Annotated in this window: 8 protein-coding genes and 1 pseudogene; 2 read left to right on the top strand and 7 right to left on the bottom strand. The window is 37.0% G+C overall.

Annotation, left to right across the window (positions count from 1 at the left end; genetic code table 11):
* Position 1: 1 nt before the first annotated feature.
* Positions 2-832, top strand: a complete 831-nt coding sequence (locus AC1DSB_RS05160) for an aldo/keto reductase (protein WP_477585983.1) — start codon at positions 2-4, stop codon at positions 830-832.
* A 564-nt stretch (positions 833-1,396) separates the two neighbouring features.
* On the opposite strand, the gene AC1DSB_RS05155 is transcribed toward AC1DSB_RS05160, so the two are convergent.
* From AC1DSB_RS05155 to megL, 4 genes are all read right to left on the bottom strand, one after another.
* Positions 1,397-2,026, bottom strand: a complete 630-nt coding sequence (locus AC1DSB_RS05155) for a histidine phosphatase family protein (protein WP_477533237.1) — start codon at positions 2,024-2,026, stop codon at positions 1,397-1,399.
* 605 nt (positions 2,027-2,631) lie between these two features.
* Complete coding sequence (locus AC1DSB_RS05150; protein ID WP_477585981.1) at positions 2,632-2,982, bottom strand: hypothetical protein; 351 nt, start codon at positions 2,980-2,982, stop codon at positions 2,632-2,634.
* A gap of 112 nt (positions 2,983-3,094) precedes the next feature.
* Positions 3,095-3,337: a hypothetical protein gene (locus AC1DSB_RS05145; protein ID WP_477532997.1), complete on the bottom strand. Its 243-nt coding sequence runs from the start codon at positions 3,335-3,337 to the stop codon at positions 3,095-3,097.
* 341 nt (positions 3,338-3,678) lie between these two features.
* Positions 3,679-4,896 carry a methionine gamma-lyase gene (megL, locus tag AC1DSB_RS05140; RefSeq protein ID WP_477532996.1) on the bottom strand — a complete coding sequence of 406 codons (1,218 nt, stop codon included), beginning with the start codon at positions 4,894-4,896 and terminating at the stop codon, positions 3,679-3,681.
* A 340-nt stretch (positions 4,897-5,236) separates the two neighbouring features.
* Here megL and rpsD point away from each other — a divergent pair, with 340 nt between their 5' ends.
* Entirely contained in the window at positions 5,237-5,839 is a 603-nt protein-coding gene (rpsD, locus tag AC1DSB_RS05135; protein ID WP_016426616.1) for a 30S ribosomal protein S4, read from the top strand.
* Between the two features lie 453 nt (positions 5,840-6,292).
* Here rpsD and AC1DSB_RS05130 read toward each other — a convergent pair whose 3' ends face one another.
* The 3 genes and pseudogenes from AC1DSB_RS05130 to AC1DSB_RS05120 all read right to left on the bottom strand — a co-directional run bounded on the left by AC1DSB_RS05130 (position 6,293) and on the right by AC1DSB_RS05120 (position 15,226).
* On the bottom strand, positions 6,293-10,423 hold the full coding sequence (locus tag AC1DSB_RS05130) for a S8 family serine peptidase (protein WP_477585979.1): 4,131 nt from the start codon (positions 10,421-10,423) through the stop codon (positions 6,293-6,295).
* Positions 10,424-11,353: 930 nt separating this feature from the next.
* A complete protein-coding gene (locus AC1DSB_RS05125) occupies positions 11,354-12,457 on the bottom strand; it encodes an alpha/beta hydrolase (protein ID WP_477532989.1) in 1,104 nt (367 codons plus the stop codon).
* Positions 12,458-12,788: 331 nt separating this feature from the next.
* Positions 12,789-15,226, bottom strand: a pseudogene (locus tag AC1DSB_RS05120) (glycoside hydrolase family 3 C-terminal domain-containing protein).
* Positions 15,227-15,229 lie beyond the last annotated feature (3 nt).

Here is a 15,229-nt window from a genome sequence, read left to right as displayed (position 1 = left end):
CATACAAGATACAACTACTTTGCATAATGGTGTAAAAATGCCTTGGTTTGGAATTGGGGTGTTTAAAGTAGAAGAAGGCCCTGAACTGGTTAATGCCGTTAAATTTGCAATCAAACATGGGTATCGTAGTATTGATACAGCAGCTATTTATGAAAATGAAGAAGGAGTTGGACAAGCTATTCGAGAAGGGATAAATGAAGCAGGTATCCCAAGAGAAGAACTATTTATAACATCGAAAGTTTGGAATTCTGACTTAGGTTACGAATCAACTATAGTAGCTTATGAAACAAGCCTAAAGAAACTTGATCTTGAGTATTTAGATTTATACCTTATTCACTGGCCAGTAGAAGGTAAATATAAGGAAGCTTGGCGTGCATTAGAGACTCTTTATAAAGAAGGAAGAGTAAAGGCTATTGGAGTAAGTAACTTCCAAGTCCACCATCTGGAGGACTTAATGAACGATGCTGAAATTAAACCGATGGTCAACCAGGTAGAATACCATCCACGTTTAACTCAGAAAGAAATTCAAGCCTTTTGTCAAGAACATGGAATTCAGTTAGAAGCTTGGTCACCTTTAATGCAAGGTCAATTATTAGATAATCTAGTATTACAAGAAATTGCAAATAAGTATAACAAGACCATTGCCCAAATTATTATACGATGGGATTTACAAAATGGTGTTGTAACCATTCCAAAATCCACGAATGAATATCGAATTGTTGAGAACTCAACTGTATTTGACTTCGAACTAACAAAAGAAGAGATGCAGCGAATTGATGAGCTAAATCAAAATCATCGAGTAGGACCAGACCCTGACAACTTTGATTTTTAAATAAAAAAGGGCATAGGATAACATTAAAAAACAGACACTTTTCCTCTAATAAATGAACTGCACCCCAATTTTTAGACACATCTATCAATTGGAGGTGTAGTTTTTTATGGATAAATATACTTTAGAACAAAATTAGCTGCTGTTCATGAGTTCATAAACTTGGTATTACAGTTTACTTACCAACATAGCATAATTTCATGAAGCACAATTCTTAATTGTCAAAGTGAACGTCTAATGTATTACGTTCACTTTGATTTTAAAAACCTCATTTACCTATGATACGGTTCTTCGTCCTTAATCTTAAACGAATTCTATTTATTCAAGAATCTGGCCCGATTGCTGAAAGAAAAATCCTGCATATCAACTCAGGGTTTTGATCAAAATTTTATAAATTATCGGTTAAAGTTTTTTCAAAACGATGCGTCTTTTTTACAAACGTCGCGACTTTATGCAAAACATCTTAACTTTATTTCAAAGCTACACCTATCCTTATTCTTACTCATTAACCTGCCCCGTTAGTTCAATATGAAAAAGGCTTTACCTCTTATTGAAGTAAAGCACCCGTTAGTTGAATAAATCAAAATGGGATGTATCATTAAATTTATTTACAACATTTTGTTGAAAACTATTTTGACTTAGAACTGTAATACCACCTACTGACGAGGAAAAGTATGCATTAACTATCATTTCTGCCTCAAATTTCATCCACCAAGCAAGCAAGTACCCCAAAGTTCCTCCATGTGTGACAATCAACAGGTTTTTATTCTTTTCCGATTCATATATTCTATCCATGGTATCGCAAACCCGACTATAAAATTGTCGCCAACTCTCACCATCTTGAAATTCCTGATAATCTAAATCAAATCCACTTCTTGTTCGGGGATTTCTATTTGCTCTTGCCCAATCCTTTGTTTTTCCTGCCGCAACACCGGTATTTATTTCACGAAGTCCTTTATCTTGAATGATATCTAAACCTAATTGTGTTCCAACTATCTCTGCTGTTTGTGACGCTCTCAATAAGTCAGAAGAATATAAGGCATAAACGTTATTATCTACAAATTCTTTTAATTTCTCACCTATAATTTTTGCTTGTTTTCTACCTAATTCAGTTAAAGGTGTATCTGTCCATCCACCTGACATATTATTTATATGATGCTCTGATTGACAATGCTGAATCAAGATAATGTTGCTCATTCCATTTTCCCTCCTACAAGATATTTTTACTGCCTTCTTATGTATCTAAATTAAACAATTCTGTCCCTTTAGTGAATAGGAAAAATATGTTGAAAATAACAACTCAATGACCTTTCAGTAAAGCATCTCGTAAGTGAAATAAGAAAGATTGATATTCGAAAATCTACACTAATATTTACTAATTCGTTATTCTTTTAATAATATCTTCTTATTCAACTAACCTGCCCCGTTAGTTCAATAAGAAAAAAAGAGCTGTCTTAGCAGCTCAATGAATGACAATAACTTAACTCAACTACCACTAGATTAGTAAATATTGACGGAAGCTAAAATAGCTATAGTCCACATAATGAAAAGAAATGATATTGTGAGCCAAATCGTGTTTTTAGATGTATCTTGCTCATTTTTCACTTTTTTCATTATAGTAACGAGATTAAGACAAAACACAATGGACAATACAGGGATTAAGAACCAACCTAAATACAAAAATGGAATGATCATTTATTAGTTCCTTCCCAAATTATGGCACTCTAATGTATTATTCTATGTTTTACTTTGTCAAAATCGTCCAATTCATCACCTGCCCCGTTGGTTGAAGTACTTTTGGATTACTCTCCCAGTTGAAGTAAATATCTTATTTCTATTCCGTTATTTTCTACTATGAGAATATCTCTTCTTTCTTTTGGTGCGAAAATTTTCGTTCCCAGAGGTAAATCACTTGCCATACCTTCTTCAATTTCCCCAATTATCTCATCTTTTGCCAATTCTACTTCCTCTATCCAACCAATTCCCCTTACATAAACTTTATCATTGAGTTCAAAATAGTCTGCTTCAGGATTTTCCTTCAACACTTGTTTTTTAGTTAAATAACCTGGTGTTTCTTTACCTGGAACACCAGGACAACCTACCAATAGTAAAATAAAAATTATAACTACGAACATTTTAATTAAATGTTTCATATTTCCCCCCTATTAGTTTACGTTTATCTCTTAATTAGGAGTCTTATAAACTAACCTGTCCCGTTTGTTTAAGAAGAAAAATACTTTACCCGTAAAGCACTTGTGACTATCTCTATCTTTTCAAAAGATAAAAAATTATAGCCAATATTACCTGAATTAAGGGAACAAATTTTGCCCAAGGAAATGGCGGATAACCACTAAAAAACCAAGCATCGGGATACAGTAAAATTGCACTTATCAACATCCAAATCCAAGAACGTTTTATAAGTGAATAGACAAAAGTAATGACTGATGCTAGAAGTAATGGATAAAACAAACCTAATGTACCCAACAAGACGCCGATAATTCCTTCCAAATAATAACCTCCATCAATTATCTCTTTAGCTTCATAAAGAAACCTGCCCCCGTTAGTTGAAAAACAAAAGACCAAACTTAATCAATTTTTACATTTAACACATTACCATATATTTGATAAAAATCCTTTTATTATTAAAATTGAGCAAGAAAAAAGCACCGCTAAAAGCAATGCTAATTTATATGTTAATATGACGCTATTTGCCGATTTATTTTAACTTTTGTACCAGTAAACTGTACGGGTTAATGATAAATCGCCTCGCCCTTTTTATTTCTGTTGTCTCATACGAACATGTGGCTAGCGCAAAGGTACGATATACAACAGCAAGTTTAACGGAGCATTCATTTTTGAAGCGATTGCGTAAAGTGGGTCTCCACTTTTGCAAATGCCTGTTGTAAATCTTCTATTAAATCATCTGAATGCTCAAGTCCAACAGACAAACGCAGTAAGGAATGAGTGATTCCCATCTTTTCACGTTCCATTTCAGGAATGACTGAGTGAGTCATGGTTGCCGGGTGCTGAATCAATGTTTCCGCGTCTCCCAAACTTACAGCAATCTTGATAAGCTTAAGAGAATTCATTAAATATTGAGCAACTTCTTTCCCACCGTGAATTGTAAATGAAATCAACCCACTACCGGCTTTCATTTGCTTCTTAGCAATTTCGTATTGTGGGTGGTCTGGATCAAACGGATAATAAATCTCATTCACAATTGGTGAAGATTTAAAGAATGACAACAGTTTCGATGCATTGTCTGAATGGCGATCCATTCGAACATGAAGCGTTTTTAATCCTCTGATGATCAGCCAAGCATCAAACGGTGAGATAATTCCACCAACGTCTTTTTGGACCGTCATACGAAGATTCATCATATCCTCTGCATCTTTTCCAACCAACAATCCTGCAATCACATCCCCGTGGCCATTGATGTATTTGGTTGCACTATGCAACACATAGTCCGCACCGAAATCGATAGGATTTTGTATATAAGGCGATGAAAATGTATTATCCACAATTACTTTCAATCCATGTTTTCGAGCGACTCTCCCAACCAGTTCCAAATCCACAATTTCCATTGTTGGATTGATTGGTGTCTCAACATATAAACAAACCGTTTCAGGACGAATCGCCGCTTCAATTTCCTGTTCACTCGACATCGAACTGAAACTATGTGAAATATTGTATTTTTCATTCATCATTTCAAGTAACCCAAACGTACAACCATATATCCCTCTCGAACAAAGGATATGATCCTCTGTTTTCGTAACATGAATCAACACTGCACTGACAGCGGCCATCCCGGACCCAAATGCCAATGCGCTTTGTCCATTCTCAAGTTCAGCCATGCGCTCTTCCAAAACTCTTACAGTTGGATTTCCTAACCGTGAATAGATATTGCCCACTTCTTCACCAGCAAAACGTTTTTCTCCTTGTTCCGCCGTTGAAAAAGCAAATGTAGATGTTTGATATAAAGGTACGGACAAACTGTCGTGATGAATTGAAGTGTCAAATCCTTTATGAACGACTGCCGTTTCTTTTTTCATCTTTTTATTTTCCATAATAAGCACCCCTTTTATGTAAACGCTTTCATCCCATTMATACCTATCCTACTCGATTCCATCTTTTTTGAAAAGGTCAACTACCCAATCGAATCATTAAATTGTCAAGGTAACGTCTTGACATAAGTATAGGAAATCGATACAATGGAGGATGTGTAAAATAAAAGCAGCAGTTGTATGGTCTTATTCGTTTCATTTTATTCCTCCAAACTTTTTGGATGGGGTATCGTGTAACCCTTGGCTGCGAKGGCGAGGATACATGAAAATAAAATGACAGTTTGATTGATACATCTGGTCTTATTTTACAACAAAATAAAACCACTTAAAGGAGGAGTCTCTCATGGCTCGTTATACAGGTCCAGCATGGAAACTGTCTCGTCGTCTTGGTTTATCACTAAGCGGCACAGGTAAAGAATTAGAAAAACGCCCTTACGCACCAGGACAACACGGTCCTAACCAACGCAAAAAAATCTCGGAATACGGTTTACAATTACAAGAGAAGCAAAAGCTTCGTCACATGTATGGTGTAAACGAACGTCAATTCCGTACACTTTTTGATAAAGCTGCTAAAATGCCTGGTAAATCTGGTGAAAACTTCATGATTCTTCTTGAAACTCGCCTTGATAACGTAGTTTACCGTTTAGGTCTTGCACGCACTCGTCGTGGAGCTCGTCAATTAGTTAACCATGGCCACGTAATGGTTGATGGAAAACGCGTAGATATTCCTTCATTCCGTCTTAAAGCAGGTCAAGAGATTTCACTTCGTGAAAAATCTCAAAACCTTGATATCGTTAATGAGTCTATGGAAGTAAACAACTTCGTTCCAGAATACTTATCTTTCGATGCAGACAAAAAAGTTGGTCAATTTGTTCGCCTTCCAGAGCGTAGCGAATTATCAGCTGAAATCAACGAATCATTAATCGTTGAGTTCTACTCTCGTTAATTAAAACGAGTAGTAAATAGCGATTATAAAACCCCTAGAAACCTTGATATATCAAAGGTTCTAGGGGTTTTTTTTACTCTGGTTAGTAGAATTTTGTATTCTCCCCCAATAGAAGCACCATTTATCAAACGATTATAAGTTTGAAGCACCTGAATCTGCTACTGTAATTGACAAGGAAATTGCAAAAAAAATATTTCCAGATATTTTTGACACAGATGATAAATCCGGATTGGTACCTTTAGCTAAACTTAATCCAATCGCACCTGGAATATTTTAAAAAAACGGTTTATTAATATACGCAAGTTCTTTTTTGTAATGTGCGTAAAATATAAAAACGCTATTCTTTCCAATTATTTCAGAAAGAATAGCGTCTTTTTCGTTATATAAAGGTAATTGTGTCTTACTTAAACCAGCATGAGACACACACATTTTGATTATTAGWGAATTTAAATGCTAAGCTGAGATTTGCAATTCTTTTAAAATATCTTGCAGTGTCTTTCCGTCAACTTGTTGGATAGGTACCGGTGGATTGTCAGCTTCTTGGTTTTGTTTTAGATAGTTTCTTTCAACCCAATACATATCATTTGCATCCACAATTCCGTTAAAGTTAATATCCGCAGCTCTGTTATTTGTATTCCAAGCCTGTTGGATGGCTAGTGCATCCTGGATATCAATCACATTATCTTGATTCACATCGCCAGCAACAGCATACTCATGAAAGACTGCTCCCATWCCACTATAGTATTGAAGAAACTGTCCCAAAATGATTCCATTCTTCTCTACCCCAATTTGAATTTGTCGTTTCATCATAAAATGTCCTGGCAATTTCATTTCCCAAGTGAATAGTTTGTCAGTAATTGGAAGTTTGGAAATGCGGTAATCTCCAGTTTTACCAATTGTCGATGTGCCATCAAACACAGTGCCGTTCGCATCGATTAATCGAATAGATGCACCAAGTTTTGTCCAATCTTTTAATGGCACGGCAGATCCTCTTAATGTGCCAGTTACATCCGAGAAGGTTGACTGTAGTTGCCATTCCATTCCCGCAGAAGAGACGGAAATACGATTATCCAGATCATTCGTATAAGCAACGGTCGGATTTACGGCTGCACTTACTGCAAATGCTGTATCCTTCACTTTCAATGTTAGATTGATTGCAGGAATATTTCCGCTCACCGTTTTTGTTCCATCCATAGTCAGCTTCACTTTTGAAGTGTTGCCTGTCGTTTCAACATTCACCTCGGATGCACCGTAATTCGCAAGTGCATCATTCGCCTTTACATCTACAATCTCAAAGCTTTGGCCGATGTTAGTAAGAGTCCACTCTGCGGTTTTCAACTTATCTACGTTATTTAAAATGAGGGTAGCAGATACCGATTCTCCCATTTTTACGTTTGTTTTGTCAGTCTTCATATATCCGTACGGTGTACCCGCTTTAACAAAGTAGTAATTTTTCTTTGGAGTCGGATTTTTCGCGCCATCTTGTCCATTTAATGTAAAGCGATTAAATGGGTTCGTTTCATTTATCGGAAAGTCAAAATTCACCATCCCGTCTATCCCGACAGGAAGGACAGGCTTAGAGCTTCCATTAATAAAATACTTGAGAGAGTTGATAGACTGATCGACATTCATTCCGGATGCCACCATCTTTTCCACTTCTTCATCTGTAACTTTAATTTGAAGAGGAACTGTTTTTTGTCCCGGCTGATATTCATAGACAGGTGATTCATTTCCATCTAAAGTTGTTGTCATCGTTGGGCTGTTAGGGTCAACATATATATCATTATTCATCGTAAAAATATGATCACGTTCACTTGTACCAATAACTTTAATCTGGTAATATCCAGGTTTTACATAACTCTGTTGAGCGGAGATTGGCTTTTCTGGATTTCCAGTAAACGCATAGTATTTACCATTAAATATCCTTTCAACATAATAATTCGTACTATCATACAAATCATCTGTATAAATCGTCTCTATAAATCCAATATCATTTCCGGTTTTTCCATCTACCAAAACTAAATCCAGCCATTTCATAGGAGATTTTAATCTGAAATTCAATCTTTCATACCAAGTAGAAGCACTAATTGGGCTCACTTGTAAATGGTAAGGTGAAATTGCATTTGAAGAAAGGGAAGTAGATTCAATTCCTTCTTCAGTTGTTCGAACGCTAAACGGAATCCGATATTGTTCGTTTTTGTCGTCTTGGTTTGAAATGATAAGATATCCTTCATAAATGCCCGCCTTGGCAGTCGCTGGAACTGTTATTGTAACAGGCACTTTTTTTGTTTTAAAAGATTGAACTGGAATAACCTTTGGAATATCTAATATCACCTTATTAGAACTAGCATCGAGTGATCCGTTTACATCTGTTTGGAATTGGACATCCACATCAAACTTTTTCATGTTTTTTTCGAAGTTTGTAATATTTACAGTCTTTTTAATAAATGTTTCTTCGTTTGCATAATGATTACCGAAACTAAGTCCGCCTGTCTCGTCTTTTATTGCAATGTTTTCTTCATTGAAGCGAATTGGAGTTTCATCTTGAACTCGAAGCTCCATTCCTGTATGGACGGCACGATATGGGTCTACACGACCTGCGCCTACATCAAATACACTATATTTGTCCGCTAATGGTTTAGCTGTATTCATCAAAATCGTTTTAATATCACTTGGCTCGAGATCAGGATTAGCCTGTAGTAATAAAGCAGAAATTCCTGTTACATGAGGTGCGGCCATTGATGTACCAGACATGCGGTTATAAGCGTATTGATAATTAGATGGATCATTTTGATAAACCGAATAAGCTGGAATGCTTGATAAAACGTTCACACCTGGGGCGGTGATTTCTGGCTTCATATCGTAATTTTTGCGTGATGGCCCGCGAGAGCTGAACCAAGCAAGCTTATCACCTTCTGTATATTCTTCTTTAAAATTTTTAAAAGTCAATTTCGTATTGCCTGTAGCTAATTGTGCTTTTAACTCCAATCCTTGCTCATAGCTAATGGAAAAAGCAGGAATGAAGTTTTGATCCTCTCTTACGAAAGGGTTTGTCCCGCTATTTGGGATATTGTGATATGCGATGATGGCAGCTGCACCGTGATTCTTGGCATAAACGGTTTTAGTTTGAGTCCCAATACCGCCGGTACTCACGAAAACGATCTTTCCAGCGACATCCTTCCCAACGTAATCGGATTCCAAACCGACCCCTAAATCAATGACCTCATATTGATGTTTGTTAAAAACACTCAAATCGGTCACTAAATCACTGTATAGATTGCTTAAAAGAAATTCTGTCGTAGAACCAGATACTACTCCAGTATATTGCGCTACCGGAATAGGTGCACTGCTTGCTCCAACCGTCAATGCTAAAGCAGCCGCTCCCGGAGAGCCAAGAGTATACGAATAAGGTCCAGAGTTACCAGCCGAAACAACCGCGGTCACACCATTTAAAACCGCATAATTGATAGCTGTACTTGTAGGATACTGCGGATCATTGATGTTGATCCCTAATGATAGATTGATAACATCCATGCCATCGCCAACTGCTTTTTCTATACCCGCTAGAATATCTTCCAGTCCACCCGTTCCATATGGCCCTAAAACACGATATCCATAAACTTCAGCTTCAGGTGCAATTCCTTTTACAGCTACACCGCTCGTATTTTTTGCTCGCCCTGCTATCGTACCTGAAACATGCGTACCATGATTCGTATAATATGGTGAACCACCTTCACTAGTCTCTGGAAGTCCAGACTTTTTCCAATCGTYGTATGAGGTTTCCATTGGATCAAGATCGTTATCTACAAAATCATATCCACCCTTAAAAGCATCTTTTAAATCAGGATGGTGATAATCGATACCTGTGTCAATGACTCCGACCTTCACTCCTTTTCCTGTAACACCCTCTTTATGTAACTTGTCTACACCTAGAAAAGGAATACTCTCTATTCTTTTAGTAGATTCTTCTTCTTCACTAGAATCTGATTGGATTGGCGGATCGATAGTAAATGTAACACTTTTATAAACAGCTTTTACAGCATCTGATTTAAGTAGCGACTCTACTTCGTTCGCGGGTAGTTTCATAGAAACCCCGTTGTAGGCTGTCTTAAAGGAACGCGTTATTTTATAAGATTTTTCACTACTTTTTCCCAGATTGGATGGAAAAATTCTCTTTAAATCAGCTTCAAAAGTAGCGTGCTCATGGTCAATCTTGTTTTTCGCTTGTTCTGGTGTCAGTTTCTTTCCTTTAATAGCAGCTTCAAGTACCTCAACTTTCTCAGGCTTGGACTTAAACTCGACAATAACAGAGATTTCATTATCACTCTTTAATTCTTCTTCATCAAATCCTTGCACCCCATAGTCTTCCGTGGCTTGAAGCTTAGTCAACGCGTCCCGCTGCTCTTTGGTCAGCGTAGCCAAGATTTGTTCAGCCTTTGTACTAGACACAGATTCACTTTGAAAAAGTGTCTCCTCAGCATGTACTTGAGATGGTAAAATATGATTTGTGTTTGATAGACTGCTTGAAAGCAAACCTATCCCCAATGCAAGCGTTGTCACTTTTTTAATAAAATTCTTTTTCATTCTCTTTTACCTCTCCCCCATTAAAATATTATGATAAAATTTTTTCCCCTCGCATGATAATACATACAATTTAAATGTAAATGCATCATTAAAGAGTGTAAATTGGGGGAAATCACATGATACTTAATCTTTAATTTGGTAAATAAATTGTATTAAAGTGCTATTAACAAAGAATTTTTCGTTATTTTTCAGGAGAATGTAACAAATATTGTCGAATTTTCATTTTAGTAAAGGGTTTAAATTGGGGGAATATATATAATTTTAATAATCAAACAAGGGTTTTCCCGGAAAAGCATCATCTCTTAGGAGGTGGTGCTTTTTCTATTAATAAAGATATGGGTTGCAATTTTTAATATCAAAAAGCACACTCAAATGAGTGTGCTTTTATACTGTTTCCATCTCTTCTTTTCTTTAATGACCTTCACGCTGCCAGTATGATCTTCATTTAATCGCAACTTCATACAAAACACTGTATGATAGCTTTTTATAAGTTTTTAGTAAACATCCATCAAATCATCTATTGTTATCTATAATGGTTTCACACCAATTTCCACATCAATTTTACATCATTTTCTTCTCCACAATACGTCTCTTCGGAGATGATACTTTTTTAATTAACACCTGATTAAGTTCAATTCATATGATTTGGTGGTGTTTTTATTACATCATGCCGCCCGTAAGGTAAGAGTGTGTAATATCTTTAACGATGTGTGCGAAAAGTGCGGTATATCAATATTTTGAGAAACCTGAGGAGTAACATCTTTAACGGGAATTTACTATTTTTTACTGGATTGGGTTAGCAAAATATTAGCATTTAGGGTTAATAAAAAAAATTGAAGTTCATAACAAAGTTCTCAATACTATGGATACTTTAAAAGAATAAATTTAATTAGCCATTCTTTATTTCTTCTGCCGAATATCCCTGTCCTATTACTTTGAATTTTCTAAAATAAATTTACCCATTTCGATTGCACAATCCTCACTTTGAGGATAGACTCCTACATTATCAGCATACGCATGTCCAAGACCTTTATATAAAACCGTTTTCGTTTCTACCCCTGCCTTAGCCAACTTTACTGCATAGGCTAGGCTTTCTACCTTGAGATAATCATGTTCACCTACTGTAATAAAGGTTGGCGGTAAGCCCTTAGGATTTCTCTTATATGGCGTTAAATATTCATTATCTATTTCTGTAGTCCCTAATATATTCCCTAATGATTCTAGTGAGCCAAACATGTCTAACATCGTTTTAATACCTGATCTATGTTTAGGCGACATCTCATATTCATCAATGCTCCATTTGTAATACTCATCTTCAATTCCAGCCATGTTTACTGTCGGATAAAGTAACAGTTGTCCCTTTACCATTCCTAATTCATCTTCCATATCCCTGGTTGTACAATATTGTGTTAAATTACCTCCTGCACTATCCCCTGCAACAAAAATATTACCCCTATCCCCACCTAAACTTTCTGCATTATTATAAATCCATTGTAAAGTAGAATAACAATCTTTATGACCTGCTGGGTATGGATTCTCTGGCGCAAGCCTATAATCAACTGACACTGCAAGGATGTCTGTATTCTCTACTATTAACTTAACAAACTCCTCTACAACATCAGGAGAACCTCCAAAAAATCCTCCACCATGGATGAAATATAAAACCGGGGCATTTTTTCTCATTGTTTCTGATTTATAAATTCTTATCGGAATCTGATTCCCGTCTTCTCCTGTCACATGTCTATGTTCTATTTCAATATTCTTTTGAACGATAGGATTACTTTTTATCCCATTAAACATTTTCCGAAGCCTTTTAATTCCTTTTGGTGAAATGTCCATCTTCATTAAAAATTTCGGCATATATTTCATTAAAAAAAGCTGATTTTTCATATCTTTATACAGACGTGGATCCATTGCACCTTTTTCATCACTGTCTGGCAAGTTTTTAACTAGAACCTCTACACCCATCAGCATAATGGTTTCTTCACGTTCAACAAGCTTATCTAATAATTCTTTTGAGTACCTTCTTTCCATAACTATACACCCTTTTTTTTAGATCATCTTTTATATATTATAAAAGATGAAAATAAGTCGCCCTAAGTTTTAACCACTCAGTTTTGGATCTTGTTCTCATCGAAGCCCTTAAAGGGTAATCTACCCCAACTACCAATGCAGTTGCACTATCTATCGTCATTAATCACTATTCTGATTACTTAATTATTTTCACCCTTAAAACCCTAAATCCTTATCTCTAATATGTTCTGAAAAAAGAAGGCGCAACTAAAACCCATCCCTCAAACCTGCATTGCCTCGTTGCCCGTTATAATGAAGCATGCAAAAAACCCCACTTTTCACGCTTTTTCACCTATTTTTTCATCAATCCACGGATTCCCTTTAGAATATGTCCATTCATTATATCTATGAGTCCCTCAATCCTTTTAACTGATAACGAACCTTGTGACAACATACCTAGCTGACGCAGTGGCATATCTACTGCCATTTCCTGTATCATCTTCACAATGTCACTTGAATCTCCCTCGTCCCCTGCGAATATTTTCATTGTCGACTTTTCTACTTGCTTATTCATCATACGTCCAATCCAGTGAACTCTGATATCTCCTAGCGTAGAATTGGGCGTAAAGGGTCTTAGGATACGCTCTTCCGGTACTTTTCTTCCTAAAACTTCCTCAAATTGTTCCTTTGGGACATCATAAGTTCCTGGTTGTAAAAGATTGTAATAGCCCGGTGCTGCTGTACGATAATCAGGTATCGCTCCCATTTGACTGCTATCAACAGTAACCGTATCATTCAATCGTATATCTCTTGACGATGCACCAATTTCAATCTTATAATCGCCGCTTTCCACAAACCAGTCTTTCACATTAATATTATAGTAAGCAAATGCACGCCTTTCTAATGTAAATGTAACCGTCTTACTTTCATTCATCTGCAATTCCACTTTTGCAAAATCTCTAAGTTCACGCATAGGTTTATATATAGTACTTTCGGGTGCTGAAATATACAACTGAACAATTTCCTTTCCAGCCTGCTTTCCGGTATTGGTAATGACCACCTCTACTTGAAGTGTATCTCTGTCTCCAATCTTCATTGCACTAAGCTTTAATCCCGAATAGGTAAATGTTGTATAGGAAAGTCCGTGTCCAAACGGATACATCACCTGTTTTTGCGCTTTATCATAGTAACGATATCCCACATAGATACTTTCCCGGTATTCAATATTGCCTCCTGTACCAAATGAGCAATACTAGGGGTTTCAGTGAGTGTTAACGGATAGGTTTCTGCTAGTTTACCACTTGGAGAATAATCCCCAAAAAGCAAATCATATGCGGCGTAACCACTGTTTTGCCCCGAAAGATTCATCAAAAGTATTGAATCAACTTTGTCACGCCACGGAATATTTACAACTCCCCCTGCACTTATGACAGCCACTATCTTTTTTCCGGTAGCAACCAGTTCATCTATCAATCTAGTGTGTGCTTTTGGCATATTTAAATGAGTACGGTCAAATCCCTCGCTTTCATAGCTATCCGGTAATCCAACAAAAGCAAATATCACATCCGCTTCTTTTGCTACTCCAATTGCTTCGGTAATCAAAGCTTCATTCGGTTCATCACTTGTGGCCGAATAACCTGGTGCAAAAGAATAGCTTATATTTTCCGCATCAAAGGCATCAGTTACGGAAGTGATCCGGGTTGGAGATATCTTTGAGCTTCCTGCCCCTTGATAACGGGGAACCTTGGCAAATTCACCTATTAAAGCAATCTTCTTATTTTTATCTACCGGCAGTACATTTCCTAACTTCAACAACACTGCACTTTCACGTGCAACACGTCGTGCCAATTCATTATGTGCTTCTGCATCATAAGGTGTTACCTGTGTTTTCTCTGCCTGTAGTGCGATAGCCGTCATTCGCACAGCACTAAGATCAACAAGTTTTTCGTCCAATTTTCCTGCTCGAACCGCATCAACAATCAATCGGTCCGAAGCTCCATCAAAAGCTGGCATCTCCAAATCAAGTCCCGCCTGGATACCTTCAACCCTGTCATTCATAGCTCCCCAGTCCGTTACTATGGCTCCCTYAAATCCCCATTCACCGCGAGGAATGTCTGTCATAAGAAGTTTGTGTCCAGAAGCATAAATGTCGTTTATCTTATTATATGAACACATCAATGTCCAAGGTTGCGCTTTCTTTATCGCTATTTCAAATCCGGTAAGATATATTTCTCTCAATGCCCGCTCATCAATTACCGAATTTGAGATAAGACGCGCTTTTTCCTGATTGTTCGCAAGATAATGCTTCAGGCTGGTACCTATGTTTTTACTCTGTATCCCACCAATGAGTGCAGCAGCCATTTCTCCAGTCAGAAGCGGATCTTCTGAAAAGTATTCAAAGTTACGGCCACAAAGCGGGCTGCGCTTTATGTTGGCTCCCGGTCCCAGAATCACAGCAACCTCCTCTTGTACACATTCCTCTCCAAGTGCAATACCCATTTCATATAATAAATCACGGTCAAAGCTGCAGGCTGTTGCTACAGCCGTAGGGAAACAAGTAGCTGATACCGAATTATTAATACCCAAGTGATCGGAATCTCCTGCCTGTTTACGTAAACCGTGGGGACCATCCGTTACCATCATTGATTTTATTCCAAGACGTTCTATTTCTTTTGTATTCCAGAAATTCTTTCCCGAACAAAGACTGGCTTTTTCTTCAAGAGACATCTTCTTCACAAGTTCCTTTGCTCTTGGTAAAACACTTTTTAACGTACGATTGACTTTTTCCATGCT

It is taken from the genome of Paenisporosarcina sp. P4_E4_2 (genome assembly GCF_056401595.1).
The sequence above is the reverse complement of the archived record's forward strand: the minus strand, read 5'-3'. Positions and strand labels throughout refer to the sequence as shown.

What these genes read in the sequence shown, in the direction of transcription:
- AC1DSB_RS05155 (WP_477533237.1), bottom strand. Translation starts at nt 2,026, where the DNA reads ATGAGCAACATTATCTTGATTCAGCATTGTCAATCAGAGCATCATATA.
- AC1DSB_RS05150 (WP_477585981.1), bottom strand. Translation starts at nt 2,982, where the DNA reads ATGAAACATTTAATTAAAATGTTCGTAGTTATAATTTTTATTTTACTA.
- megL (WP_477532996.1), bottom strand. Translation starts at nt 4,896, where the DNA reads ATGGAAAATAAAAAGATGAAAAAAGAAACGGCAGTCGTTCATAAAGGA.
- rpsD (WP_016426616.1), top strand. Translation starts at nt 5,237, where the DNA reads ATGGCTCGTTATACAGGTCCAGCATGGAAACTGTCTCGTCGTCTTGGT.
- AC1DSB_RS05125 (WP_477532989.1), bottom strand. Translation starts at nt 12,457, where the DNA reads ATGGAAAGAAGGTACTCAAAAGAATTATTAGATAAGCTTGTTGAACGT.